Genomic DNA, 24,627 nt, shown 5'->3' with positions numbered 1-24,627 from the left:
ACTCATCATAATAGACACTCGTCTCCCATAGAGGACAGTTGAGAGTGAAATCTTTTCCGCCGTGTTTCCGCCGCCTTGCGTCGCCCGCGTTCCGCGATCCGGCACGGGGGTTGGCGGACGGGTCCCCCGACCAGGTGTCGTGGACCACGTGCAGCCACCACGGCGCACGGCCCGGGGCTCCCACCCGGCCCCGGGCCCAGACCACCTCGGAGGAGACCGTGACCATCGCCCCGACCCCGGCCGCGCCCCGCGCGGGCTGGCGGACGCCGTCCCCGGCGTCCGCCGACGTCAGCGCCTACCTGGACCTGGAACGGGGTGTCCTGGACCGCCGAATATGGAAGGACGAGGCGCTCTACCAGCAGGAGCTCCGACGGGTCTTCGCGCCGAGCTGGCTCTTCCTCGCGCACGAGAGCCAGCTCCCCAAGCCGGGGGACTTCGTCACCGCCTACATGGGCGAGGACCCGGTGATCGCGGTGCGCGGCAAGGACCGCCGCGTCCGGGTCTTCCTCAACACGTGCCGCCACCGCGGCATGCGGCTGTGCCGCGCCGACGCCGGCAGCACCAAGAAGTTCACGTGCAGCTACCACGGGTGGGCCTACGACCTGGACGGAAGCCTGGTCAACGTGCCCAACCCCGACGCCTACCCCGACCACTTCGACACCGCCGACTGGGGCCTGCGGGAGGTCGCTCGGGTGGACTCCCACAAGGGCCTGGTCTTCGCGACCTGGAACCCGGCGGCGCCCGCGCTCACCGAGGCACTGGGCGACATGGCCTGGTACATGGACGCCTTCCTCGACCGCGACCCCGAGGGCACCGAGGTCGTCGGAGGAGTGACCAAGTGGGTGCTGGAAGGGAACTGGAAGCTCGCCGCCGAGCAGTTCGCCAGCGACTGGTACCACGTCAACATGGCCCACGCCTCGGCGCTGATGGTCATGTCGCCCACCGGCAGGGGCCCCAAGAGCGAGATCGCCAACACCCCCGGCCGCCAGTTCACCTCGCCGGAGGGACACGGCGCCGGGTTCCCCGTGCACCCGCGCAGCCGCTTCGACGACCAGACGGTGCACGGGTACTACGACTACGACCAGCTGCGCGGACGGCTCGGGGACGCCCGCGTCGAGGGGCCCATGACCACGGGCCACGCCACCGTCTTCCCCAACTTCTCCTACCTGCCGGTCAACGGCACCATCCGCGTCTGGAACCCCAAGGGCCCCGACCGGATGGAGGTGTGGACCTGGACGCTGGTCGACCGGAGCATGCCCGAGGACGTCAAACAGGCCCAGCGGCTGTACAACCTGCGCACCTTCGGGCCCAGCGGCATCTTCGAGCAGGACGACGGCGAGAACTGGAGCGAGATCCAGGCCGTCTCCCGCGGCTTCATCGCCAACGACACCCGGCTCAACTACCAGATGGGCCTGGGGATCCACCGCGACGACGACCCCGACTACCCCGGCCGGGTGGGCGAGCTCTACAGCGACAACGCCGCGCGGGGCTTCTACGGCCGCTGGCGCGACCTGATGAACACCCCGGCCTGGCACGAGAACCCGGAGGCATCCCATGGCTGAGACCGCCCAGGCGATTCGGGTCGGCTCCACCGCCGACATCGAGGACGGCGAGGCACTGGTGGTGCCCGCGGACCGCACGGGGACCGGGGACGCCATCGCGGTCTTCCACTCCGACGGCGAGTTCCACGCCCTCGACGACACCTGCACGCACGCCGAGGCGTCCCTGGCCGAGGGCTGGATCGAGGACGGGCAGGTGGAGTGCCCGATGCACAGCGGGCGGTTCTGCCTGCGCACCGGCGAGGCGCTGTGCATGCCCGCCACCGAGAACGCCCGGACCCACCCGGTCGAGGTCCGCGACGGCGAGATCTGGCTCCTGCCCCGGAGCGGGACGTGACCGCGAGGGCGACGCGCTCGGTGTGCGTGGTCGGCGCCGGACTGGCCGCCGTCAGCACCGCCGCCGAGCTGCGCGCGCTCGGTTTCGAGGGCGTCATCACGATGCTCGGCGCCGAGCCCCACCAGCCCTACGACCGGCCGCCGCTGAGCAAGGACGTCCTGCTGGGAAAGGCCGACGCGGCCCCGCCCCTGCGCCCGGAGGCCTGGTACGCCGACAACGCCGTCGACCTGCGCCTGGGCACGCGGGCCGTCGGTCTGCGGCGGGGGGAACGGCGCGTGCAGACCGCCGCCGGGGGCTTCGTCGAGGCGGACGCCGTGGTCCTCGCGACGGGAGGCCGCGCGCGCCGGCTGCCCGTGGCGGTGGCGCCCGGCGTGAGCACGCACGTGCTGCGCACGGTCGAGGACGCCCAGCGGCTCCGGGCCGCCCTGGTCCCCGGCGCGCGGGTCCTGTGCGTGGGCGCCGGACTCATCGGGGCCGAGATCGCCTCCAGCGCCACCGCCCTCGGCGCACGCGTCACCCTCGTCGACCCGGTCTCCGTTCCGCTGGAACCGGTCCTGGGCCGGCTGCTCGCCCGGACCCTGCACGAGACGCACGCCGAGCGCGGCATCCGCGTCCTGCACGGCACGCTGGGCGGCGTGCGGGCGTCGGCCCTCGGCACGCGTCTGGCGGCCGTGTCCACGGCGGACGGGCCGGTGACGGTCGAGGCGGACGTGGTCGTCGCGGGGATCGGCATGGCGCCCGACACCGAGGTGGCCGTGTCCGCGGGACTGGACACCGACCGGGGCGTGCTCGTCGACGACGCGCGGCGCACCTCGACGCCCCACGTGTACGCGGTGGGCGACGCCGCCCAGAGCAGACCCGGATCGGTCCGGCCCGCGCACGGCGAGCACTGGGACAACGCCCTGACCGACGGCAGGGCCGCCGCCGCCGCGATCCTCGGGCGCCCCCGGCCGGAGCCGTCGGCGCCCTGGTTCTGGTCCGACCGCCACGGCACGCACGTGGAGGCGGTCGGGCACATGGGCGACGCCGAACGCGTCGTCGTGCGGGGGGATCCCGACGCGGGGAGCTTCACCGTCTTCGGGTTGATCGGGGACCGCTGCGTGGCGGCCGGCTCCCTCGACCGGAGCGCCGACATCCGCGCCGCCCGCAGACTCGTCGACCGCGGCACGCCGGTGGCCGACCAGGCCCTGGCCGACGAGTCGGTCCCGCTCAAACGGCTCCTGCGCCGGTGAGCGCGCCCCCGCCGCCACCGACCACCGACGATACGGAAAGGGAGGCACGATGACCTCCTCCACCGAGGCCGCGCCCACCGGGGGCGCGCCCGCCGACGCCGCACCTCTGGCCGACCCGGCCGCGGTCTCCCTGCACTTCGAGACCCACGTCCTGTACGCGAACGAGGCCCGCTACCTGGACGGCGACCGGTTCGGGGACTGGCTGGACCTGTTCACCGACGACCTCGTCTACTGGGCGCCCACCCGGAGCAACCGGCTGCGCCGCCAGCAGCGCCTGTCCGTCTCCGCCTACGGAGGCGCGGCGTTCTTCGACGAGACCAAGGACAGCCTCGCCTGGCGGATCCGCCGCTTCGAGTCCGGCATGGCCTGGGCGGAGGACCCGCCCTCGCGCACCCGGCACCTGGTCACCAACATCCTGGTGCGCCCGGCCGACGACCAGGAGCTCACCGAGCACGGCATCCCCCGGGAGGTCGCGGAGGAGTCGGCGCACTACACCGCCGAGTCGTCCTTCATCGTCTACCGCAACCGGCTCGAACACGAGGTGGACGTCTACGCGGGCGGTCGCACCGACCTGCTGCGGCGCGACGGCGGCGGGCGGCTGCGCGTCGCCCGGCGCACGATCCTCCTGGAGCAGAACGTCCTGCTCGCCAAGAACATCAGCACTTTCTTCTAGAGGCGGGGAACCACCACATGACCACCGACGAGCGCACGACGCTGACGGAACACACCGTTCCCACCAGCCTCGGGGACCTCTTCGTGCAGGAGAGCGGATCCGGGCCCGCCCTGGTGATGCTGCACGGCGGCGGCCCCGGCGCCTCCGGCCACAGCAACTACCACCAGAACCTCGCCGCGCTGACCCCGCACTTCCGGGTGCTGCTCGTGGACCAGCCCGGTTTCGGCCGCTCGCACAAGCCCACCGCCGAGGAGCTGGAGAAGGGCGACGGCATCACCTCCTACACCGTCACGGCCCTCATCGAGGCCCTCGACGTCCTCGGGGTGGAGCGGGCCCACGTCCTGGGCAACAGCCTGGGCGGCGCCGCGGCGCTCGCCCTCGCGCTCCGTGCCCCGGAGCGGGTGGACCGCCTGGTGCTCATGGCGCCCGGGGGCGGATGGCTCCCCTTCGGGGCCACACCCACCGAGGGCCAGAAGGAGATGTTCCGCTACTACAACGGATCCGGCCCCAGCCTCACGAAGATGCGCACCTACCTGCGTGTCATGCTGCACAACGCCGGACAGATCCCCGAGGAGACGCTCAACGAGCGCTACGAATCCTCCCTGGACCCCGACCACCAGGCCTTTTATCATGTCCTGAACGCCTCCTTCGCGGCCAGGCACGGCATGGACCCCCTCTGGCGGGACGTCCACCGGATCAGCTCCCCGACGCTGCTCCTGTGGGGCCGTGACGACCGCACCATCACCCTGGACGGTGCCCAGGTCATGCTCAAGCAGATCCCGGACGTGCGGCTGCACGTGTTCTCCCGCTGCGGGCACTGGGTGCAGTTGGAGCGCAGGCGCGAGTTCGACCGCCTCGTCGCCGACTTCCTCATGGACGGGGGAGAGTCCGGTGAGTGAGCCCGCGACCCGGACCGTCTCCGGCCGGCGGACCGGATGGCTGGCCGGAACCAGCGCCCTGATCACCGGAGGCGGCTCCGGACTGGGCCGGGCGGTCGCGCACCGCTACGTCGCCGAGGGCGCGAGCGTCACCGTCTTCGACCGCGACGCCGGCAAACTCGCCGCTCTGGACGAGGAACTGCCCGCGGACCGCCTGCGGACCGTCACGGGCGACGTCACCAGCCTCGTCGACCTCCGGGGCGCGGTCGCCGCCGCCGAGGACGCGTTCGGAGGCCTCGACACCCTCGTGGCCAACGCCGGGATCTGGGACTACCACCGGACCCTGCCGCGCCTGGGCGACGCCGACCCGACGGCCGCCTTCGACGAGATCTTCCACGTCAACGTGCTCGGCTACCTGCTCGCCGCACAGGCGGCATGGCGGTCCCTGGTCGCCTCACGGGGGAGCATCGTGCTGACCCTGTCCAACGCCGCGTCCTGGCCCAACGGCGGAGGACCCCTGTACACGGCCAGCAAGCACGCCGCCCTCGGCCTGATGCGCGAACTGGCCTACGAACTGGCCCCGAAGGTGCGCGTGAACGCCGTGGCGCCCGGCGGGATGCGCACCGACCTGCGCGGACCGCGGAGCATGGACCTCGCGGAGCGGGCCATCTCGGCCTCCTTCGACAGGGCCGCCGCCCGGGGCGCGAGCACGCCCATGGTCCCCCTCCACGACGCCTCCACCGAGCCCGAGGACTTCACCGGCCCCTACGTGCTGCTCGCCTCCGCGGCCAACAGCGGCAACATCACGGGAGCGGTGCTCCCCGTCGACGGCGGCATCGCCGTCCGCGGCTTCGCGACCCCGGCCGGCGGAGCCGACCTGTGACCACCGCCCCTCCCCTGTCCCTCCATCCGCGCAGGAGAACACCGTGAACGCCCTACCCAGTCCTCCCGGGATCGCCGCCAGCGTCCGACGCATCGCCCGCAGCCGCCCCGACGCGGAGGCCGTCGTCTACGAGGGCGAACGGATCAGCTTCGGCGAACTCGACAGGCGCGTCCGCCTGCTCGCCGCGCAACTCACCGCGCGCGGCCTGCGGCGCGGCGACCGCCTGGCCTACCTGGGGTTCAACAGCTCCACCCTGCTGGAGGCCCTCATCGCCGCGGCCTCGCTCGGCGCGGTGTTCCTGCCCGTGAACTTCCGGCTCAGCGGCCCGGAGACGTCCGTGATCCTCACCGACGCGGGTGTGCACACCCTCCTGGCCGAGGAGGGGCACCGCGCGCTCGTCGAGCAGATCGTCTCGGATCTGCCCGCCTGCGGGCGCGTGCTCATCGACACCGATCCGAACGTTCCCGCCGCCGACGACACCGGTCCGGGCTGGAAGCGGCTCTCGCAGCTGACCGACGGCGGACAGGACGCGCCCGAGCCGGCCAGGGTCGCCTCCGACGACGTCGCCGTGCTCATGTACACCTCCGGGACCACCGGCAGGCCCAAGGGGGTCGTCCTCACCCACGGCAACCTGTGGTGGAACCAGCTCAACGTGGTCTCGGCGGTGGGCTTCACCCCGGGGGAGACCACCTACGCCGCCGCCCCGATGTTCCACATCGGCGGACTGAACGCCCTGACGCTGCACACCCTCGCGCTGGGCGGGAGGGTCGTCGTGCGCCGCTCCTTCGACCCCGCCGCCGCCCTGGCCGACCTGGTGGAGCACCAGGTGGCCACCATGTTCGGCGTCCCGGCGATGTACGCCGCCCTCGCGCGGCAGCCCGGGTTCGCCGACGCCGACCTGTCGAGCCTGAGGGCCCCCGTGGTCGCGGGTGCGCCCGTGCCGCCCAGTCTGGTCCTGGAGTACGACGAGGCGGGGCTGCGGCTGCAGCAGGCCTGGGGCCTCACCGAGACGGCGCCGTTCGCCACGTTCCTGCCGCCGGACCTGGCCACCGCCAAACCGGCGTCCGCGGGCGTGCCCATGCCCTACTGCGAGGTGCGCCTCGCCGACCCGGCCACCGGGGAGTTCGTGGACACCCCCGACACCTCCGGTGAGGTGGTGGTCCGCGGCCCCAACGTCACGCCCGGATACTGGCACAACGAGGAGGCCACCCGGGCGGCGTTCCGCGACGGCTGGTTCCGCAGCGGCGACATCGGCCACATGGACGCCGACGGAGACCTGTACATCGTGGACCGCCTCAAGGACATGATCATCTCCGGGGGCGAGAACATCTACCCCGCCGAGGTGGAACGGGTGGTCGTCGAGCACCCGGCGGTCGTCGACGTGGCGGTGGTCGGCGCGCCCGACCCCACGTGGGGGGAGACGGTCGTGGCGGTCGTCGCCTGCGAGGAGGGCGCCGCCGCCCCGACGCTGGAGGAGCTGCGCGAACACTGCGCCGCGTCCCTCGCCCGGTACAAGCTGCCCCGCGCCCTGCTGGTGACGGAGGCGGTACCGCGCAACGCCAGCGGCAAGATCGACAAGCGCCACCTGCGGAACTGGGTGGGACAGCGCGTCGCGCGCCAGGGCGGGTCCCCGTCGGAGGCGCGGCCGGAGCCGCAGGACGCGGGAGCCCGGGCCTGAGGCCGCCGCGTGCCAGACGACACCGGGGGCGCGGCCGCGGGCCGCGCCCCCGCCGATCCCCGAGGAGGGTGAGTTGAGCGTCCACACCGTGATCGACTTCGACGACGTCCCGCGGGTCCCGCGCCCGGAACTGCCCGACGCATGGCTCGTGCGCGACGTGGAGGCGACGTCCGGCGCCGGGCCGGTGCGCGCGTTCGCGGTCACCCGCGCGGAGAGGGAGGGCGAGGCGGTCCGGCTGGAGCTGTCCCGCGCGGTCCACGGCCGCTGGCGCGGCGACTACCCGGTCGGCGCACGCGACATCGTGCTCGACGTCCTGGGCATGGGCCTGTCCGGGAGCGCCTCCGCGGCGGTCCGGGCCACGGCGGACGAGCTGATCCGGCTGGACCCGGCCTGCCGCCGGATCCTCGCCCCCTGCCCGGTCTCGGACCTGGTGCGGATGGCGATGCTGGAGGAGGCCGGGTTCGCCTTCGTCACCGAGGTGGACACCGACGAGGGGACCTACGGGTTGCTTCTGCGCATGGCCGACCACCGGCCCTAGGACCGGGTGACGGGGGCCGGGCAGGGGCCGCTGTGGTCGACGGCCCGCCGCGTGCCGACCGTCGAGCCGCCGGAGGTCCCGCCGGTCCCCGGCATGGGCCTGGGCACGCTGGCCACCAGGTGCAGCGTGCAGGGGCCGCCCAGGGACCGGTAGACGTGCGTGCGGTCCCCCGGATAGCGGGCGAAGTCGCCCTCCCCCAGTTCCAGGGGGGCGTCCGCGGGGCCGACCTGGACCCTGCCGGAGATCACGTACAGGTGCTCCAACGTGCCCGGAGGGTGGGGAGGGAACACGCGCTCGCCCCCGGCCGCCACCCGCAGGACGTAGTTCTCGATCACACCGGACCCGTAGATGTGGTCCAGTTCCCGGCTGGAGACGGCGCCCTCCTCGTTCCACCGGGCCTCGTCGCCGCGCTGCACCATCACCAGTTGCGACTGCGTGGAGAGCAGGCGGGTGAGCGGCACCTCCAGAGCCTGGGCCAGCGCGTAGAGGGTGTCCACGGTCGGGTTGCCGGTGCCCAGTTCGAGCTTCGAGATCGTCTGCTTGGCGATTCCGGCCCGGCGGGCCAGTCCGGCCAGGGACAGACCGCGCTGTTCACGCAGCATGTGCACGTTGCGTGCCACGAGTTCGTTGCCTGGAGTCACGTTCGAATTGTATTCGGGTCGGTGCCCCGGAATACGGGCGGCCCTCGTCCCCGGGCCGCCGTTCCGCCCCGGATTCCCCCCGATGAACTGGGAGTTCTCGCCCGTGGCAGCCGTGCCACATGTCGGCACGGGACTCCGTTCACGCGGCCGGACGGACCTACGTTTGCTGTGACCGCGATCACCGCCCCACGGGTGTCGTCATGGCGGTCCAGTCCCCCTTCCTCTCCGAGAACGAGACATTGAGATGAGCACTGAACCTCCGGTCCCCCCGACCGCCGCACGGACGTCGTCGCGTACCGCTGGCAGGGAGGCGGGCAAGGTCGCCTTCGCGTCCTTCGTCGGCACCGCCGTCGAGTGGTACGACTTCTTCCTCTACGGAGCCTCCGCCGCGCTCGTCTTCGGCGCGCTGTTCTTCCCCACGGACAACGCCCTGGTGAGCCAACTCGCCGCACTGGGGACGTTCACCGTGGGGTTCGTCGCCCGCCCCCTGGGCGGCATCGTCGCGGGGCACTTCGGCGACCGCATCGGCCGCAAGCGCATGCTGGTGCTCTCACTCATGCTCATGGGCGTCGCCACCGTGGGCGTCGGCCTGCTGCCGACCTACGCCGCGGTCGGTGTGGCGGCCCCCGCCCTGCTCGTGCTGCTGCGCGTCGGGCAGGGACTGGCCGTCGGAGCCGAGTGGGGCGGCGCCGCCCTCATGGCGGTCGAGCACGCCCCGCCGAACAAGCGGGCCCTGTACGGCTCCGCGCCGCAGCTGGGCGTCCCCGCGGGCGCCATCCTCGCCAACCTCGTGCTGCTGACGGTCGTACAGGCCACCGGCGACGCCTTCATGACCTGGGGATGGCGGATCCCGTTCCTGCTCAGCGTGGTGCTGGTGGTCATCGGAATGTTCGTGCGCCGCCGGGTCACGGAGAGCCCGCTGTTCACCGAGGCGGCCGCCGCGCACCCCGAGCCCGCCCAGCGGAGGAACCCGCTGGTCACCGTGGTGCGCGAGCACCCATGGGCGGCCGTGCGCGGCATGTTCGCCTCGGTGGCCTCCACCTCGTGGGGCTACGTCATCCTCGTCTTCATCCTGTCCTACGGGCCGACCAGCGTCGGCTACTCCCGGAACACGATGCTGACCCTCATCATCCTGTCCAGCCTCCTCCAGGTCGGCGCGATGCTCTACGCGGGCCGCGTCGCCGACCGGATCGGACGGCGCAAGGTCGCCCTGATCGGGTCGGGACTCCAGGTGATCGTGGCGGTGGCCTTCTTCCCCGCCTTCGACAGCGGGACCGTCTGGCTGGCGCTGACCGTGTGCCTGATCGCGTCCGTCGGTCTGTCGGCCCAGTACGGCCCCCTGCCGGCCCTGCTGTCGGAGCAGTTCCCGACCGAGGTGCGCTACACGGGAGTGTCGGTCTCCTACATGTTCGGCAACATCCTCGGCGGCGGCCTCGTACCGCTGGTGGGGACCGCCCTGGTGGCCGCCACCGGGACGTCGTTCTCCGTCGGCCTCTACATGCTGGGGCTGAGCCTGGTGACCGCCGTCGCCGTCCTGGCGACCCGCGAGACGGTCGACGACGACCTGTCCGCGGTCGCCTCGTCCTCCCGGCCCTGAGGGGACCGGGCCCGCGGGCGACCCGCCCCGCCGGGTGCGGAGGGGGCCGCCGCGTCCCTCAGCCGCGCTCCCGTTCCGGGACGGGCTTGGGACTGGCCAGGAACGGGCGCGCCACCCGGTCGGCCAGGCGGGTCGCGGCCAGGCGCAGCAGCTGACGCCGCACCAGCAGCCGCGTGGTCGAGGCGGGCACGAACCACCGGGCCAACCGCCGCCCGGCCGCCTGCTTGACCTCGATCACCGGCTTCACCCGGCCCTCGTACCGGGACAGCGCCGCCGCGAGCTCCCCGCCCGAGCGTGCCGGGGCCAACTCCCGCCCCAGCACCTCGGCGGCGGCCACCGCCATGCTCGCTCCCTGGCCCGCCATGAGCGACACGGCCTGGCAGGCGTCGCCGACCAGCACGACCCGCGAACGCGACCAGTCGGGCACGACGATCTGCTCGACGGCGTCGTAGAAGGGACGTTCGGGGCAGGACTCCAGCAGCCGCGGCAGGTGCCAGCCCATGCCCGCGTACACCTGGCGCAGACGGGCGCGCGGGTCGTCGGGCAGCGACCCGTCCGGCGCCAGGTGGCACAGGAAGGTCGCGCCCGTGGACTCCGACAGGCGGTACAGGCCCGCCTGCGCCCGGGGCGCCTCCAGTATGTGCGCCTCGCGCCCCAGATCTCCCGCCACCTCGGCGTCCTCGAACAGGAACGCCGCGGTGTGCGCCCCCAGGTAGCGGCGGTACCGCTCCTCGGGCCCGAACACCAGCTCCCGCACGCGCGAGTGCACGCCGTCGGCGCCCACCAGCAGGTCCGCCCGCTCCACCGCGCCGTCGGTCAGTTCGACCGTCACCCCGTCGGCGTCCTGGTCGACGCGGGCGACGCTGAGCCCGGGGCGCACGTCGGCCTCCGCCCCCAGGGACAGGCGCAGCTCCAGCTCCAGTCGGCCCCGCAGCAGGGTGACCAGGCGTCCCCCGCCCAGCCGCTGGGTGGCGTCGCCGCCCATTCGCGCGGTGCGGCGGCCTTGCGGCGTCCGGTACTGGATCCCCTCCAACCGCAGGTCGTGGGCGTGCACCTGGTCGAGGAGGCCCATGGCCGCGATCGAGTCGTAGCCGGGGCCGAAGAAGTCGATGACGTAGCCGCCGGGGATGCGCCCCTCGGCGGCCCGGGTTCCGGCGTCCGCGGCGTGGAGCGGGTCGGTCCGGTGCTCGACCACGGTCGTCTCCCAGCCCGCGCGGCGCAGCCACCACGCGGTGGCCAGCCCGGCGATGCCCGCGCCGACGATGACCGCCCTCATCGTGCCTCCTCCTCGCGGTCGGGCGCCGCCAGGAGTCGGCGCAGGGGTTCGGCGTAGGCCTCCGGGCCGGGCACCGGGATCAACGCGCGGTGCAGGACGACCCCGTCGAGGAACGCGCACAGCAGTTCGGCCACCGCCTCGGGCTGGGGTGTGCCGTGGCCGGCCAGTCGCGCGGCGACCGCCGCGCGGACGTCCAGCAGGATGCGGGACATCGTCGTGCGGAGTTCGGGATCGCGCGTGGCCGCCAGGTAGGCCTCGGCGAACAGGACGGAGGCGGGGTCGTCGCCCGAGTAGGCGTCCATGGCGCCCAACGCCGCCGTCAGCCCCTCGACGGGGTCCGCGGCGGCGGTCATCGCCGACAGGGGTCCGTCGACCACCTCGGCCAGCGCCGCGTCGACGGCGGCGCGCAGCAGCGCCTCCAGCGAGTCGAAGTGGTAGTGCACCAGCCCCGGCCGGACCTCGGCCCGTGCGGCGACGAGCCGGGTGGTGACCGCGTTCCAGCCCACCTCGGGGATCAGTTCCACGGCGGCCGCGAGCAGCTTGGCCCGACTGGTCCTGCCGCGTTCGGCGGAGGTGACGGGTGGTGTCCCGTCTGTTTGGTCAATCGCCTTGGTCATATGACCAAACTAGGGGCGCGCGGAGCCCCGGGTCAAGGGGCGGGCGGGTGCGCCGGGGAGCCGGGACGGGTTCAGCGGCGGTCGAGGGCGTCCCCGCGCACGACGCGCGTGCAGCTGTCGCGGAAGCGTTTGACCAGTTCACCGTTGGGTCGGTCGCTGCGCTCGACCCACTCCCGGGCGGCCTCGTCGGTCAGGCCGCCCGCCCGCTGACGGCGGTGCAGGCGCAGCTCCCGGACGTCGTCGGGGGCGTCCACGTACCAGAGCTCGGTGAACAGGGCACGCGCCCGGGGCCAGGGGTCGTCGTCGTTGGCGAGGTAGTTGCCCTCGGTGACGACCAGGCGGGTGTGCGGCTCGACGACGTGCCGGGCGGCGACCGGTTCGTGCAGCTCGCGGTCGTAGTCGGGCACGTAGACCGGGCGGTCGGTCTCCTCCAGGAGACGGCGCACCAGCGCGACGTACCCGTGCGCGTCGAAGGTGTCCGGCGCGCCCTTGCGGTCACGCCGACCGAGGCGGTCGAGCTGGGCGTTGGACAGGTGGAACCCGTCCAGGGGCAGGTACCCGGCGGTTCCGGGCGCCGTGCGCCGGTTCACCTCGGCCACCAGACGGCGGGCGAGCGTCGACTTCCCGGCGGCGGGCGCGCCCGCCAGACCCAGGACGGCGCGACGGCCGTCCCGGGAGGCGGCCTGGGCGAGGACGAGGGCGTCGGTGACGACGGTGTCGGACATGCTCCGAGACTACGACGGCCGCGCCGGGGCGTCCCGGCGCGGCCGTCGACCGCGGACCGGTACGGTCACGGCGCCTGGCCGACGTGCGCCAGCGCCTGGCGGACCAGCACCCCCTGGCCGCCCGCCATCTCCTCGTGCACCAGCGGGTTGGCCGCCTCCTCGGGCGTCAGCCACACCAGGTCCAGGGCGTCCTGGCGCGGCTGGCAGTCACCGGACACGGGGACGATGTAGGCCATCGCCACCGCGTGCTGGCGGGGGTCGTGGAACGGCGTGATCCCGGGGGTGGGGAAGTACTCGGCGATCGTGAAGGGCTGCGGCGAGGTGGGGATCCGGGGCAGCGCGACCGGCCCCAGGTCCTTCTCCAGGTGCCGCAGCAGGGCGTCGCGCACGCGTTCGTGGTAGAGCACCCGGCCCGAGACCACCGACCGGCTGAACGTGCCGTCCGGCGCCGCCCGCATGAGCAGCCCGATGTGGGTGACGGAGCCGGACTCGTCCACGCGGACGGGAACGGCCTGGACGTAGAGCACGGGCATGCGGCCGCGGATGCTCTCCAGCTCCTCCGGGGAGAACCAGCCGGGCTGGGTGTCTGCGGTCTCGGTCATGGGGTGCGCGGCGGGCCCGCCCGGACACGCCGGGACGCGGACGCCGCTCCCTCCCTTCGCTCTCGTCGTGACCCTGGGGTCTGACCGCCCGGTGGGCGGTGGCGCACGTGTGCAGTACCGCTTCTACCGCACCGGAGGGTCGAACGCACGGTGCGGGTGGGTGTCCGGAGTGTCCGGGAGCGGGTGGCGGTCCGGTCGCGGCGTCGCCCCAGAGGATCCCGCCGCCGAACAGGATCGCTCCCAGGGGCAGGCAGACGAGGGCGCCCCCGACGACCGCGCACCCGTCGCCGGGGACGTCGCGGTCGGAGGCGCGCGCCCTCCCGGCCTCCTCCTCGCGGACCAGGTGGGCGCGGACGCGGTCGGGGTCGAGCCCGGGACGGACGATCAGCATGTGGCCTTGGACGCCGGAGGGCGGCGCGGCGTTGCGAGGCCGCGGCGAAGTTTTCTCGCGGAAAGCCTCCCACGATCTCACTACAGAGGTTACGATCTCGTACGCGGTCGCGTAGTGGATAGATTACGTCCAGTGAGAGGTGGCCCGAGTGACGAGTGCTGACCGGTTCCGTGCCCAGGAGCGTTTCCCCTGCACGGGAGTGACGGTGGTCCCCGTCCACGGCGACATCGACCTCGCCACCGCCGACCGCATGCGCGAGCGACTGCTGCGGGCCGCGCAGGGCTCCCGGTGCGACTGCCTCGTGGTGGACATGTCGGGTCTCGACTTCTTCGACGCCAGCGGGCTGCGCGCCCTGCTCGCCGTCCACCGCGTCCTGACGCGCGAGGGGCGGCACGTGGTGCTCGCCGAACCCGCCCCGATCGCCGCGCGCGTCCTCGACGTCCTGGGCATGGACCGGGTGTTCGAGATCTACCCGATCCTGGAGATGGCCCTGACCCACACCAGCGGACTGCGGTGGGACGGCGCCCCCTTCTCCGGCCACCCGGTCACCGGGGCGCCCTGACCGGGGCCGGCGCCCGGCCCCGACCAGGGCGCGGGAACCTAGGGCTCCTGGCCGCCCTCCCGGACCAGGAAGGGCTCCAACAACCCCGGCACTGCGGCGTCCGCCCAGGCCAGCCCCTGGTCCAGTCCGACGTCCACGGCCGCGTACATCCCGCCGCCCGCCGCCGTGGTCGCCGCGACGTCGGCCAGGCCCGCCCACCGCTGGAACGGCGACCGCGTGATCCGCCAGCCGATCACCGCCGACCGTTCCAGCGTCACGGTGTCGCGCGCCGCCATGCCCTGCCGCACCACCAGGTAGCGCGGGTGCAGGCCGTGGCCCAGGGCGCGGTAGGAGCCGACCGCGTAACCGACCGCCAGCACGCCGAACAGCGCCGCCGCCACCGCCCAGCCCCAACTCGGTGTGGCCTCCACCGCCCGCGTCGCCAGCGGCAGCGGGATGATCTCCTCCTCCACCTCGTGCACGTGGGACCACCACGCCTCGGTCGCCAGAGCGTGCGCCCAGGCCAGCAGGGCGGCGGCCACCGCGCCGACGAGCGTGGCGACCCCCGCGCGGGTGAGGCGGCGGCGCAACGCGGATCCGGGGTGCGGGGCCAACGGCACGTCCAGGGGCGAGTCCGGTGTCCGCATCAGCGCGGCGGCCAGATCGCGGGCCCGCTCCCGGGGCATCCCGGGCGACAGGCGGCTCTTGGCGCTCGTCTTCTTCGCGTCGGCCGCGGCCAGCCCCGTCGCCACGGCCCGCACGTCCGCGCCGCCCGCCAGGCGCAGCACGAACGGCTCGTGCAGGGTGACGCCGTTGAGCCGCCGCTCCTCCACCGACAGCGACACACTGGTCAGCAGCCCTCGGCGCAGTCGTACGGTGCCGTCGGGCTCACGGGTGAGCCGGTAGTTCCACCACGTCTCCACGGCCACAACGGTCAGCACGACCACACCGGACACCAGGAGCGCGATCAGGGCCGTGGGCACCACCACGAGCAGCCGTGCCATCACGTACGAGGACATCTCGTCCGGCGTGGGCAGCCCCAACCGGCCCGACAGCCAGTCCCAGCCCACGCCCTGGGTCTGGGCGTTGAGGCCCAGAAGACCGGCGATGGCGCCGAGCCCGACGCCCAGTGTGGCGCTGGTGGCCGAGGCGAACCCCAGCCACGCGGGCTTGAGCCTGGCCAGCTCGACCTCGTCGGCCCCGGCCTCCTCCGCGTCGGCCGCGTCCTCCCCGCCCTCCCCGGCCGCGGGGGAGACGGCGGCCCGCGCGGCGCGGCCCCGGTCGAGCAGGTCGCGCCGCAACGCCTCACCCTGGTCGGCGGTGACGTAGAGGAGCTGGAGCTGGTCCGAGCCGCCGGAACCGACCTTCTCGCCGGTGCCGACGGTCACCGAGCACAGCCCGAAGATCCGCACGAAGACCGGCGCGGCCACGTCCACGCTGCGCACGCGCTCGCGGGGGATGGACCGGTAGGACTTGGCGACGATTCCCGAACGCACCTCCATGCGCTCCCCCGTCACCCGGAACCGGGTCGCGCGCAGTCGCAGCAGGTCGAGGTAGGTCATCAGGGCCAGGAAGGCGAGCGAGGCGGGCACGGGGAGGAAGGCCCACAGGGTCTGGCCCGCGATGGCGAGCACCACCGCGCCGACGATCGCCGAGGGCACGAGGAAGAACCCGACCACGATCGCGGTGGCCCACACCGACAGCGGGTGCAGCCGGTCCCAGGCGGCCTCGGGCTCCGGGACCTGCGGGGAGAAGCCGTCGGGGGAGGTCATGTCGCGTCTCCCGGGGTGGCCTGGGTGGTCTCGGTGAGGCGGTCGGCCACCTCGGTGGCCACGGTGTGGTCCAGTCCGGCGATCTCGATGGGACCGGCCGCCGAGGCGGTCGTCACGGTCACGCTGGACAGTCCGAACGCGCGCTGCAGCGGGCCCCGCTCGGTGTCCACGGTCTGGATCCGCGACATCGGGGCCACCCGCCACTCCTGCCAGATCCAGCCGCTGGAGGTGTACACGGCGGTGTCGGTGACCTCCCACCGGTGGACGCGGTAGCGCCACTGGGGCATGAGGACGGTGATCAGCAGGCCGAGACCGCCGATCACCGCGGCCGCGAGGAGGAACCAGAACCGGGGCGGGGCCCAGATCAGGGCGGGGATCACGGGGATGACCGTGAGGACCACGGTGACCACCAGTGACCGTGTCGTCCACCACCAGACGGCACGCCGGTCAACGCGGTGGTGGGGCGGGCGCAATCGCGGAGCGCCGGTGCTCATCGCGTCCACGTCTCCTCTCGGTAGGGGGCCCGGTCGGGCCTGCTAGTAAAAGTGATATCACAATGCTATGCTCCAGTCATCACTTGGAGGAGAGAAGCGACCATGAGCGAACCCACGCGGGCTCCGCGCCCCACCCCCCAGTACAGAGAGCACGACGCCCGCAGCCTGGACGGACTGCTCATGGCCGCCGTCTGCGCCGCGCTGGTCCTGGCGGGGGCCGCGGTCGCCGTCCTGGCCGTGTTCGGCCAACCCGCGTTCCTGATCGGCGTCGGCTCGGCCGCGGCCGTCGCGGGCGCGGCCCTGTCCCTGGGGCTGACCATGGTCGCGCCCAACGAGGCGCGCGTCGTGCAGCTGTTCGGCCGCTACGTCGGCACCGTCCGCACCGACGGTCTGCGCTGGGTCAACCCCTTCACGCTGCGCGGCGTCATCTCCACGCGCATCCGCAACCACGAGACCTCCGTCATGAAGGTCAACGACGCGGCGGGCAGCCCCATCGAGATCGCCGCCGTCATCGTGTGGCAGGTCGAGGACACCGCCCGGGCCACGTTCGAGGTGGACGACTTCGTCCAGTTCGTGTCCACGCAGACCGAGGCGGCCGTCCGACACATCGCGGGCCGGTACCCGTACGACTCCTACGAGGCCGGGGACGCCCCCTCCCTGCGCGACAGCGCCGACCTCGTCACCGAGCAGCTGTCCAAGGAGGTCGGCGACCGGGTCGCGGCGGCCGGCGTGACCGTGGTCGAGACACGGTTCACCCACCTGGCCTACGCGCCGGAGATCGCGCAGGCCATGCTCCAGCGCCAGCAGGCCGGGGCCATGATCGCCGCCCGTCAGGAGATCGTGGAGGGCGCCGTCGGCATGGTCGACCGCGCCCTGGAACGCCTGTCGCAGGACCGGATCGTGGAGCTCGACGAGGAGCGCAAGGCCGCCATGGTCAGCAACCTGCTCGTGGTGCTGTGCTCCGACCGCCCCACCAACCCCGTCGTCAACACCGGGACCCTGTACCAGTAACCCGGACGAGGTGGCCGTGCCCGAGCGAAAGAAGGTGCTGCTGCGGCTCGACCCGGCGGTCCACGACGCGCTCGCGCGGTGGGCCGGCCAGGAGCTGCGCAGCACCAACGCCCAGATCGAGTTCCTCCTGCGCCGTGCGCTCGACGACGCGGGCCGCATGCCCGGGGAGGCGCGCGACATCCCCCGCCGCGGCCGCCCCCGGAGAACGCGGCCGGAGGAGGAGCCGCCCGAGGAGTGACGGACCGGGCGCCCCGCGCGGGGCGCCCGGCCTCCGTCAGGGATGATCCGTGCCGGTGAGCGCGGCCACCGCGGCGTGCAGGGCACGGGCGGTGGCGCGGTCGGCGGGGAGGAACGACTCGATCCGCAGCTCCGAGACGGTGATGTCCACGGGGGTGCCGAAGGTGGCCACCGTGGACAGGAGCGCCAGCTCCTCCCGGCCGTGGCGCACCCGCAGCGGCACGGCCAGCGCGGCGGTCGCCGCGGCCCCGCCCGGCGAGGGGCCGGAGTCGGCGCAGGGGTAGCCGCACAGCTCGCGGTACAGGTCCCCCAGACCGGGGTCCGCGGTCCACTCCGCCTCCCGGCGCAGCCGGTCCAGCAGGTGGGCCCGCCACTCCCCGAGGTTGACGATCCTGGGCGCCAGCCCCTTCGGGTGCAGGCCCACGCGCAGGACGTTGACCGGCGGTTCCAGCAGCTCCCCGGCGACCCCCTCCAGCAGGACGGCGACACCCGCGTTGGCCTCCAGCAGGGTCCAGGTGCGGTCGACCACCACCGTGGGGAACGGCTCGTGCCCGGCGAGGACCTCCCGGACCGTGCCGCGCAGCGCCTCCATGTCGGGCCCGTCCACCGGCGTCTCCGCGTAGGCCGGGGCGTACCCGGCGGCGAGCAGCAGCCGGTTGCGGTCCCGCAGCGGCACGTCGAGGCTCTCGCTGAGGCGCAGGACCATCTCCCGGCTGGGCCGGGACCGGCCGGTCTCCACGAAGCTGAGGTGCCGGGTGGAGATCCGCGCCTCGATCGACAGGTCCAGCTGGCTGATCCGCCGCCGGTTGCGCCACGACCTCAGCAGCGGCCCGACGCCGGGCTCCGGCGCGACCGCCGCGTCCGTGCTCACACGGCCTCCCGCGCGACCGTGCGGAGCGCGCGTTCCTCGACCACGGTGATCCCCGCGACCGCCAGCGCCTGCGCGAGCACGAAGGCCGCGCCGAACGCCGTCGGCGCGGCGACGAGGACGACCGCCGCCGAGCCCGCGATCCACAGGGCGTTCAGGACCACCACGGGCACGGTCTCCCGGGACCCCGGCGCCGGGCGTGCGGCCAGCAGCCACAGCACGGCGGCGAACGGGACCAGGAAGGCCCCCGCGGACAGCACCAGCGCGAGGGGCAGGCCGAGGAGCCCGGGCAGGACGGGCGCGCCGAACAGCAGCACGAGACCGGCGCATGCGCAGGCCAGGCCGTCCGCGCGCAGGGCCAGCCGGAGCGGGCGGGCGTCGGCGTTGGGGGTCAGGGCGGCCACGGTACCTCCTGGGGTTCTGGGGAGCGGCGTGCCCAGTCTCTCCGCCCCGGTTCATGGCGTCGATGACCTGTGGGGTCATGTCCGCGCGGGAGGGAGCCGGGCGCCCGGCTCCCTCCCGCGGTCCCGGGGCCCGGTCAGTCCAGGGCGAGGATCAGGTCACCGCCCTCCACCCGCTGGACCCCGTCGATCGCGATCCGGGACACCACCCCCGCCGCCGGGGCCGTGATGGAGGCCTCCATCTTCATGGCCTCGATGGTGGCGACCGTGGCGCCGGCCTCCACCCGCTCCCCCTGCGACACGGCCAGCGTGACCACACCGGCGAAGGGCGCGGCCACGTGCCCGGGGACGTTCCGGTCCGCCTTCTCCGCCTCGCGCAGGACGGACGACTGCGAGCGGTCGCGGATCTGGAGCGGGCGGAGCTGGTCGTTGAGCGTGGTCATCACCGTCCGCACACCGCGTTCGTCGGGCTCGCTGACCGCCTCCAGACCGATGAGCAGACGCACGCCCGGCTCCAGGTCCACCACGTGCTCCCCGCCCTCGCGCAGCCCGTAGAAGAAGTCCGGGCTGGACAGCACGCTCGTGTCGCCGTAGGACGCGCGGTGCGACTGGAAGTCCCGGGTGGGACCGGGGAAGAGCAGGCGGTTCAGGGTGGAGCGCCGGTCCTGGGCCAGACCGGCGCGGTCCTCCGCCGTCAGCTCCTCGGTCCGCCGGGCCGCCCCCCGCCCCTCCAGGGCCTTGGTGCGGAACGGCTCGGGCCACGCCCCCGGCGGTACGCCGAGCTCGCCCCGCAGGAATCCGACCACCGAGTCGGGCACGTCGAACCTGCCCGGGTCCTTCTCGAAGTCCTCCGGCGCCACCCCCGCGCCGACCAGGTGCAGGGCGAGGTCGCCCACCACCTTCGAGGACGGCGTCACCTTGACCAGCCTGCCCAGCATCCGGTCGGCGGCGGCGTACATCGCCTCGATGTCCTCGAAACGGTCGCCCAGACCCAGGGCGACGGCCTGCGTGCGCAGGTTGGACAGCTGACCGCCGGGGATCTCGTGGTGGTAGACACGGCCGGTGGGCGAGGCCAGACCGGCCTCGAACGGCGCGTACACCCGCCGGACGGCCTCCCAGTACGGCTCCAGCGCGTTCACCGCGTCCAGGCTCAGACCGGTCGGGTGCTCGGAGTGGTCGAAGGCGGCCACGATCGCCGACAGCGACGGCTGCGACGTCGTCCCCGCCATGGAGGCGACCGCGCCGTCCACCGCGTCCGCGCCCGCGTTCACCGCAGCCAGGTAGGTCGCCAGCTGCCCGCCGGCGGTGTCGTGCGTGTGGACGTGCACGGGCAGGTCGAACTCGCGGCGCAGCGCCGCCACCAGCTTCGCGGCGGCGGGCGCGCGCAGCAGGCCCGCCATGTCCTTGACCGCCAGCACGTGCGCGCCCGCCGCCACGATGCGCTCGGCCAGGGCCAGGTAGTAGTCGAGCGTGTACAGCTTCTCGCCCGGGTCGGACAGGTCGGAGGTGTAGCACAGCGCGACCTCCGCCACCCCCGTCCCGGTCTCGCGGACCGCGTCGATCGCCGGACGCATCTGGTCCACGTCGTTGAGCGCGTCGAAGACGCGGAACACGTCCACGCCCGTCGCCGCGGCCTCCTGGACGAACGCCGAGGTCACCTCGGTGGGGTAGGGGGTGTAGCCCACCGTGTTGCGGCCGCGCAGGAGCATCTGGAGGCAGATGTTGGGCACCGCCTCGCGCAGCGCCGCCAGCCGTTCCCAGGGGTCCTCGGCCAGGAACCGCAGGGCCACGTCGTAGGTCGCGCCGCCCCAGCACTCCAGCGACAGCAGCCCGGGCAGGGTGTCGGCCACCGTGGGCGCCACGGCGAGCAGGTCCGTCGTCCGCACCCGCGTGGCCAGCAGCGACTGGTGGGCGTCGCGGAAGGTGGTGTCGGTGACCGCCAGGGTGTCGGACTCGCGCAGCCAGCGCGCGAACCCCTCCGGGCCCAGCTCCTCCAGCCGCTGCTTCGAGCCGGGCGGCGGCCCGTCCCCGCTGGCCGCGGGCAGCTTGGCGACGGGGTCGACCAGGTGCGGGCGGTCTCCGTTCGGCTTGTTCACCGTCACGTCGGCCAGGTAGGTCAGCAGGCGCGTGCCGCGGTCGGCGGAGGGGCGGGCGGTGAGCAGGTGCGGCCGCTCCTCGATGAACGAGGTGGTGACCCTGCCCTGCTGGAAGTCCGGGTCGTCCAGGACCGCCTGGAGGAAGGGGATGTTGGTGGCGATGCCGCGGATGCGGAACTCGGCCACCGCGCGGCGGGCCCTGCTGATCGCCGTGGGCAGGTCCCTGCCCCGGCAGCTCAGCTTCACCAGCAGGGAGTCGAAGTAGGCGCTGACCTCCGTGCCCGCCGCGGCGGTGCCGCCGTCCAGCCGGATGCCGGAGCCGCCGGGGGAGCGGTAGGCGCTGATGGTGCCGGTGTCCGGGCGGAAGCCGTTGGCGGGGTCCTCGGTCGTGATCCGGCACTGGAGCGCGGCCCCGCGCAGGGTGACGGAGTCCTGGCTCAGTCCCAGGTCGTCCAGGGTCTCCCCGGAGGCGATGCGCAGCTGCGCCTGGACCAGGTCGACGTCGGTGACCTCCTCCGTCACGGTGTGTTCCACCTGGATGCGCGGGTTCATCTCGATGAAGACGTGCCGACCGTCCCGGTCGACCAGGAACTCGACCGTGCCCGCGTTGCGGTAGCCGATGGTGCGGGCGAAGCGCACCGCGTCCTGGCACATCCGCTCCCGCAGCTCCGGGTCGAGGTTGGGCGCGGGGGCCAGCTCCACGACCTTCTGGTGCCGCCGCTGGACCGAGCAGTCCCGCTCGAAGAGGTGGATGACCTCCCCCCGGCCGTCGGCCAGGATCTGCACCTCGATGTGGCGGGGCTCCACCACGGCCTTCTCCAGGAACACCGTGGGGTCGTCGAAGGCCGCGGCGGCCTCGCGCATCGCCGCCTCCACGGCCTCGCGCAGCGCCCCCGGTGCGTCGACCCGGCGCATCCCCCGGCCGCCGCCGCCGGCGACGGCCTTGACGAACAGCGGGAAACCGACCTCCTCGGAGGCGGCCACCAGGGCGTCCACGTCCGTGGAGGGCTCGGACGAGCCCAGCACCGGCACGCCCGCCTCCCGTGCCGCCGCCACCGCCGTGGCCTTGTTCCCGGTCAGCTCCAGCACGTCGGCGGGCGGTCCGACGAACGTGATGCCCGCCTCCTGGCACGCCCGGGCCAGCTCGGGGTTCTCGGACAGGAAGCCGTATCCGGGGTAGACGGCGTCCGCTCCCGCTTCCAGGGCGGTCCGGACGATCTCGTCGACGGACAGGTACGCCCGCACGGGGTGGCCCGGCTCGCCGATCTGGTAGGCCTCGTCGGCCTTGAGCCGGTGCAGCGAGTTGCGGTCCTCGTGCGGGAAGACCGCCACGGTCCTCGCGCGCAACTCGTTGCCCGCACGCAGCGCGCGGATCGCGATCTCTCCTCGGTTGGCCACGAGGATCTTGTGGAACATACAGGCAGCCTCCTGGGTCTCCGCCCGTGGTGGGGTGGGGACCGTCGGCGCCGTTGCCGTCGTCCGTCGCCCCGCGCACATGGTGAGGGGCACGATAGTTGGCACGCCTGGTCGGCGGCGACACCGGGGCGGCCTAGGAACGGCGCCGGACGTTCCGGGAAGGGGGCGCCCGGCTCCGTCAGAGGTGCCTATCCGGCGGCCTCGTCGGAGCCGCCGATGCGTGTCTTCCAACCGCCGCCGGGGGTGACGAGCCAGTGGGGGACGAAGCTCAGGGGGAAGGGCGCGTCCGTCTTGAGGACGTTCTCGCCCGTGACGGTGGCCACCTCCCGGTACCCGCCGTCCTCCAGTCGGAGCTCGGTGATGCTCGGCTGGGCGGGGGCGGGATTGATGATCCAGTACGAGGGAATGCCGAACTCCTCGTACTCCTGCCGCTTGGTGTGGTGGTCGCGGATGGAGCTCTCGGGGGAGACGACCTCGACCGCCAGCAGCGGGGGTTTGGTCAGGTAGGGGCTCTCCGCGTCGGCCGTATGGATCACCGCGACGTCAGGGATGCGGTGGTGGGTGCGGTCGGCGTTGACGTTGATGCCGGGAGTCGAGACGACCTCGAACTCCGGGGGGGCGATGACTCCAAGGTGGATGGTCAGCCGGGACTCGACGCGGGTGTGCACATAGACAGGTGCGGGTGACACGTCAAGCCGCCCGTCGACCAGTTCGTAGCGCCGCCCGTCGTCCGGTGTGTCCTTCAGATCGTCCACGGTGAGCGGGGGTGGACCCAGGTCCGTCTTGCCGGTAGTCACTTTTGGTTGGGCATAGAGACCCCGTCCCTCAGGACAGGGAGGAAACGCCCTTCTCTTTCCGGGTGGTGTAGGCGTAGCCGTCGGCCCGTTGCAGGAGCCTCAGGTTCCTGTGCGAGGTCTTGACCGGCCCCTGCGGGGTGGCGACGGTGTGGCTTCCGGCCGAGCGCACCGCGACCCGTCCGGTGTGGGTTCCGGCGTTCCTGCCTTTGGGGACCACGGCGCGGACCAGGTCGCCGGTGGCGAAGCCGAAGAAGTGCTTGGTGCGGGGTAGCCGTAGGCGGGGGAAGCCGTGCCTGTCGGTGCGGGTACGGGCATAGGTACCGCGCCCTGTACACCCCACGGCCAGAACCGTGCGCACGGTCTGGGTGATGGTGTCGAGTTTGCCGACCGCCACTGCGTCCAGGGTGTGGGACTTGGGCAGTCGGTTGCGGGTGCGGTTCCACTTCGTGCGCCCGCCCGAACCCACACGGGTGGGCAGGCGCTCGTCCAAGGCCCGCCACAGGGCCCACCGGGTCGCGTTCACCGCTGCGGCGTCCCGAAGCGGCGCCTTCGCCTGGGCTGTGATGCGGGCCAGGGCCTTCGGGCTGCGCACGAACTCCTCCACCGGGCAATCACCCTTGGCCTGGTTGCAGTCCACGCAGGCCAGGACCAGGTTGGAGACCCGGTCGGAGCCGCCTTTGGAGCGGGGGTAGACGTGGTCGATGTTGAGCGGCACCCCCTGGGCGCCGCAGTAGACGCAGGTGCGGTCGAACTTGGCGAGCAGGTACTCGCGCACCTCGCACCCGTGCAGCGTCCCCTGCTGGTACTCCACCCCCTCCAACGGTCGCCCGGCGGACAGGGCGTGGGTGTCGAACGCCACCCGCTCCACATGCACGGCCCGCACCGGTGCCCATCGGGACAGGCGGTCCACCCACGACACGGCGGTGTCCACCCGGTGCTTCAGGGACGGGGGAAGCCACCCTGTCGGGCGGGTGCGGTTGTGGAAGCGGGGCTGTCGGTGGCGCAGATTCGCCGACCGGCGCCGCCTGCGAAAGTTGGAGCGCTGGTCGAGTTTCCTACGGATGGTCGCGCCGCGGTGGTCGAGTTGGAGCGCGTACCGGCCCCGCCGTTTCCCCACGACGACGGTGAACACGGCGATGCCGGTGTGCTTCGAGCCGGGGTCGACACCGACTTCGACCCCGTCAACCTGTGACTCGGCGGCGGTGCGGTCTTTCAGCCGGATGGTGAACGGGGTGTGGCGGTGGACGACGGCGCGTCCTTTCGCTAACAGGATGCGGGCTCTGGCCGGATGACAGGGCTGCAAGGGGGTGCCGTGTGCGTCCAGGACGAACACGAACGGATGGGTGGTGTGGGCCTCACGGTCCTGC

24 protein-coding genes are annotated in these 24,627 nt (G+C 73.3%); 12 read left to right on the top strand and 12 right to left on the bottom strand.

Annotation, left to right across the window (positions count from 1 at the left end):
- Positions 1 to 218 precede the first annotated feature (218 nt).
- The 8 genes from ACIBFB_RS18810 (at position 219) to ACIBFB_RS18775 (ending at position 7,778) form a co-directional block, all read left to right on the top strand.
- Positions 219 to 1,562, top strand: a complete 1,344-nt coding sequence (locus ACIBFB_RS18810) for an aromatic ring-hydroxylating dioxygenase subunit alpha (RefSeq protein ID WP_397231738.1) — start codon at positions 219 to 221, stop codon at positions 1,560 to 1,562.
- Positions 1,555 to 1,896 (top strand): bifunctional 3-phenylpropionate/cinnamic acid dioxygenase ferredoxin subunit, encoded by a 342-nt coding sequence (locus ACIBFB_RS18805; RefSeq protein ID WP_397231736.1) that lies wholly within the window; start codon positions 1,555 to 1,557, stop codon positions 1,894 to 1,896. Before ACIBFB_RS18810 ends, ACIBFB_RS18805 begins: the two co-directional genes overlap by 8 nt.
- Positions 1,893 to 3,128 (top strand): NAD(P)/FAD-dependent oxidoreductase, encoded by a 1,236-nt coding sequence (locus ACIBFB_RS18800; RefSeq protein ID WP_397231734.1) that lies wholly within the window; start codon positions 1,893 to 1,895, stop codon positions 3,126 to 3,128. The genes ACIBFB_RS18805 and ACIBFB_RS18800 overlap by 4 nt, the downstream gene beginning before the upstream one ends.
- Before the next feature lie 49 nt (positions 3,129 to 3,177).
- Positions 3,178 to 3,801: a 3-phenylpropionate/cinnamic acid dioxygenase subunit beta gene (locus ACIBFB_RS18795; RefSeq protein WP_397231732.1), complete on the top strand. Its 624-nt coding sequence runs from the start codon at positions 3,178 to 3,180 to the stop codon at positions 3,799 to 3,801.
- Between the two features lie 17 nt (positions 3,802 to 3,818).
- The gene (locus ACIBFB_RS18790; RefSeq protein WP_397231730.1) at positions 3,819 to 4,700 is read left to right on the top strand and encodes an alpha/beta fold hydrolase; all 882 of its coding nucleotides are present in this window, start codon (positions 3,819 to 3,821) and stop codon (positions 4,698 to 4,700) included.
- Entirely contained in the window at positions 4,693 to 5,562 is an 870-nt protein-coding gene (locus ACIBFB_RS18785) for an SDR family NAD(P)-dependent oxidoreductase (protein WP_397231728.1), read from the top strand. Before ACIBFB_RS18790 ends, ACIBFB_RS18785 begins: the two co-directional genes overlap by 8 nt.
- Before the next feature lie 43 nt (positions 5,563 to 5,605).
- A complete protein-coding gene (locus tag ACIBFB_RS18780) occupies positions 5,606 to 7,240 on the top strand; it encodes a long-chain fatty acid--CoA ligase (protein ID WP_397231726.1) in 1,635 nt (544 codons plus the stop codon).
- Between the two features lie 73 nt (positions 7,241 to 7,313).
- Complete coding sequence (locus ACIBFB_RS18775) at positions 7,314 to 7,778, top strand: hypothetical protein (RefSeq protein ID WP_397231724.1); 465 nt, start codon at positions 7,314 to 7,316, stop codon at positions 7,776 to 7,778.
- Here the strand turns inward: ACIBFB_RS18775 and ACIBFB_RS18770 are convergent.
- The gene (locus ACIBFB_RS18770; protein ID WP_397231722.1) at positions 7,775 to 8,419 is read right to left on the bottom strand and encodes a helix-turn-helix domain-containing protein; all 645 of its coding nucleotides are present in this window, start codon (positions 8,417 to 8,419) and stop codon (positions 7,775 to 7,777) included. The genes ACIBFB_RS18775 and ACIBFB_RS18770 overlap by 4 nt on opposite strands.
- Before the next feature lie 244 nt (positions 8,420 to 8,663).
- Between ACIBFB_RS18770 and ACIBFB_RS18765 the strand changes: the two genes are divergently transcribed.
- A complete protein-coding gene (locus ACIBFB_RS18765) occupies positions 8,664 to 10,016 on the top strand; it encodes an MFS transporter (protein WP_397231720.1) in 1,353 nt (450 codons plus the stop codon).
- Positions 10,017 to 10,074: 58 nt separating this feature from the next.
- Here ACIBFB_RS18765 and ACIBFB_RS18760 read toward each other — a convergent pair whose 3' ends face one another.
- The 4 genes from ACIBFB_RS18760 to ACIBFB_RS18745 form a co-directional block, all read right to left on the bottom strand.
- Entirely contained in the window at positions 10,075 to 11,292 is a 1,218-nt protein-coding gene (locus ACIBFB_RS18760) for an FAD-dependent monooxygenase (RefSeq protein WP_397231718.1), read from the bottom strand.
- Positions 11,289 to 11,909 carry a TetR/AcrR family transcriptional regulator gene (locus tag ACIBFB_RS18755; RefSeq protein ID WP_397231716.1) on the bottom strand — a complete coding sequence of 207 codons (621 nt, stop codon included), beginning with the start codon at positions 11,907 to 11,909 and terminating at the stop codon, positions 11,289 to 11,291. The genes ACIBFB_RS18760 and ACIBFB_RS18755 overlap by 4 nt, the downstream gene beginning before the upstream one ends.
- A 71-nt stretch (positions 11,910 to 11,980) precedes the next feature.
- Entirely contained in the window at positions 11,981 to 12,634 is a 654-nt protein-coding gene (locus ACIBFB_RS18750; protein WP_397231714.1) for a nucleoside/nucleotide kinase family protein, read from the bottom strand.
- A gap of 65 nt (positions 12,635 to 12,699) precedes the next feature.
- Positions 12,700 to 13,236, bottom strand: coding sequence for an NUDIX hydrolase family protein (locus tag ACIBFB_RS18745; RefSeq protein ID WP_397231712.1), 537 nt, complete (start codon positions 13,234 to 13,236; stop codon positions 12,700 to 12,702).
- 590 nt (positions 13,237 to 13,826) lie between these two features.
- Between ACIBFB_RS18745 and ACIBFB_RS18740 the strand changes: the two genes are divergently transcribed.
- On the top strand, positions 13,827 to 14,189 hold the full coding sequence (locus ACIBFB_RS18740; RefSeq protein ID WP_397232044.1) for an STAS domain-containing protein: 363 nt from the start codon (positions 13,827 to 13,829) through the stop codon (positions 14,187 to 14,189).
- Between the two features lie 38 nt (positions 14,190 to 14,227).
- Here ACIBFB_RS18740 and ACIBFB_RS18735 read toward each other — a convergent pair whose 3' ends face one another.
- Both ACIBFB_RS18735 and ACIBFB_RS18730 read right to left on the bottom strand, forming a co-directional pair.
- Complete coding sequence (locus ACIBFB_RS18735; RefSeq protein WP_397231710.1) at positions 14,228 to 15,940, bottom strand: PH domain-containing protein; 1,713 nt, start codon at positions 15,938 to 15,940, stop codon at positions 14,228 to 14,230.
- Positions 15,937 to 16,434, bottom strand: coding sequence for a PH domain-containing protein (locus ACIBFB_RS18730; protein WP_397232042.1), 498 nt, complete (start codon positions 16,432 to 16,434; stop codon positions 15,937 to 15,939). Before ACIBFB_RS18730 ends, ACIBFB_RS18735 begins: the two co-directional genes overlap by 4 nt.
- A gap of 102 nt (positions 16,435 to 16,536) precedes the next feature.
- On the opposite strand from ACIBFB_RS18730, the gene ACIBFB_RS18725 reads away from it, so the two are divergent.
- Together ACIBFB_RS18725 and ACIBFB_RS18720 are read left to right on the top strand one after the other, a co-directional pair.
- On the top strand, positions 16,537 to 17,445 hold the full coding sequence (locus tag ACIBFB_RS18725; RefSeq protein WP_397231708.1) for an SPFH domain-containing protein: 909 nt from the start codon (positions 16,537 to 16,539) through the stop codon (positions 17,443 to 17,445).
- 16 nt (positions 17,446 to 17,461) lie between these two features.
- A complete protein-coding gene (locus ACIBFB_RS18720; protein WP_397231706.1) occupies positions 17,462 to 17,683 on the top strand; it encodes a hypothetical protein in 222 nt (73 codons plus the stop codon).
- A gap of 36 nt (positions 17,684 to 17,719) precedes the next feature.
- Here ACIBFB_RS18720 and ACIBFB_RS18715 read toward each other — a convergent pair whose 3' ends face one another.
- The 5 genes from ACIBFB_RS18715 to iscB all read right to left on the bottom strand — a co-directional run bounded on the left by ACIBFB_RS18715 (position 17,720) and on the right by iscB (position 24,593).
- On the bottom strand, positions 17,720 to 18,553 hold the full coding sequence (locus ACIBFB_RS18715; protein ID WP_397231704.1) for a helix-turn-helix domain-containing protein: 834 nt from the start codon (positions 18,551 to 18,553) through the stop codon (positions 17,720 to 17,722).
- Positions 18,550 to 18,954, bottom strand: coding sequence for a hypothetical protein (locus ACIBFB_RS18710; RefSeq protein ID WP_397231702.1), 405 nt, complete (start codon positions 18,952 to 18,954; stop codon positions 18,550 to 18,552). Before ACIBFB_RS18710 ends, ACIBFB_RS18715 begins: the two co-directional genes overlap by 4 nt.
- Positions 18,955 to 19,088: 134 nt before the next feature.
- On the bottom strand, positions 19,089 to 22,463 hold the full coding sequence (locus ACIBFB_RS18705) for a pyruvate carboxylase (RefSeq protein WP_397231700.1): 3,375 nt from the start codon (positions 22,461 to 22,463) through the stop codon (positions 19,089 to 19,091).
- Between the two features lie 188 nt (positions 22,464 to 22,651).
- Positions 22,652 to 23,260 (bottom strand): Uma2 family endonuclease, encoded by a 609-nt coding sequence (locus tag ACIBFB_RS18700; RefSeq protein WP_397231698.1) that lies wholly within the window; start codon positions 23,258 to 23,260, stop codon positions 22,652 to 22,654.
- Between the two features lie 28 nt (positions 23,261 to 23,288).
- Complete coding sequence (gene iscB, locus ACIBFB_RS18695; protein ID WP_397232040.1) at positions 23,289 to 24,593, bottom strand: RNA-guided endonuclease IscB; 1,305 nt, start codon at positions 24,591 to 24,593, stop codon at positions 23,289 to 23,291.
- Positions 24,594 to 24,627 lie beyond the last annotated feature (34 nt).

Origin of the sequence: Nocardiopsis sp. NPDC050513 (assembly GCF_044457925.1) — a bacterium.
Taxonomy (GTDB): domain Bacteria; phylum Actinomycetota; class Actinomycetes; order Streptosporangiales; family Streptosporangiaceae; genus Nocardiopsis.
This window is presented reverse-complemented; position numbering and strand designations above follow the sequence as displayed.

Coding starts and splice junctions, on each gene's coding strand:
- ACIBFB_RS18750 (WP_397231714.1), bottom strand. CDS start 12,634: ATGTCCGACACCGTCGTCACCGACGCCCTCGTCCTCGCCCAGGCCGCC.
- ACIBFB_RS18735 (WP_397231710.1), bottom strand. CDS start 15,940: ATGACCTCCCCCGACGGCTTCTCCCCGCAGGTCCCGGAGCCCGAGGCC.
- ACIBFB_RS18745 (WP_397231712.1), bottom strand. CDS start 13,236: ATGACCGAGACCGCAGACACCCAGCCCGGCTGGTTCTCCCCGGAGGAG.
- ACIBFB_RS18795 (WP_397231732.1), top strand. CDS start 3,178: ATGACCTCCTCCACCGAGGCCGCGCCCACCGGGGGCGCGCCCGCCGAC.
- ACIBFB_RS18790 (WP_397231730.1), top strand. CDS start 3,819: ATGACCACCGACGAGCGCACGACGCTGACGGAACACACCGTTCCCACC.
- ACIBFB_RS18765 (WP_397231720.1), top strand. CDS start 8,664: ATGAGCACTGAACCTCCGGTCCCCCCGACCGCCGCACGGACGTCGTCG.
- ACIBFB_RS18760 (WP_397231718.1), bottom strand. CDS start 11,292: ATGAGGGCGGTCATCGTCGGCGCGGGCATCGCCGGGCTGGCCACCGCG.
- ACIBFB_RS18805 (WP_397231736.1), top strand. CDS start 1,555: ATGGCTGAGACCGCCCAGGCGATTCGGGTCGGCTCCACCGCCGACATC.
- ACIBFB_RS18730 (WP_397232042.1), bottom strand. CDS start 16,434: ATGAGCACCGGCGCTCCGCGATTGCGCCCGCCCCACCACCGCGTTGAC.
- ACIBFB_RS18705 (WP_397231700.1), bottom strand. CDS start 22,463: ATGTTCCACAAGATCCTCGTGGCCAACCGAGGAGAGATCGCGATCCGC.
- ACIBFB_RS18755 (WP_397231716.1), bottom strand. CDS start 11,909: ATGACCAAGGCGATTGACCAAACAGACGGGACACCACCCGTCACCTCC.
- ACIBFB_RS18725 (WP_397231708.1), top strand. CDS start 16,537: ATGAGCGAACCCACGCGGGCTCCGCGCCCCACCCCCCAGTACAGAGAG.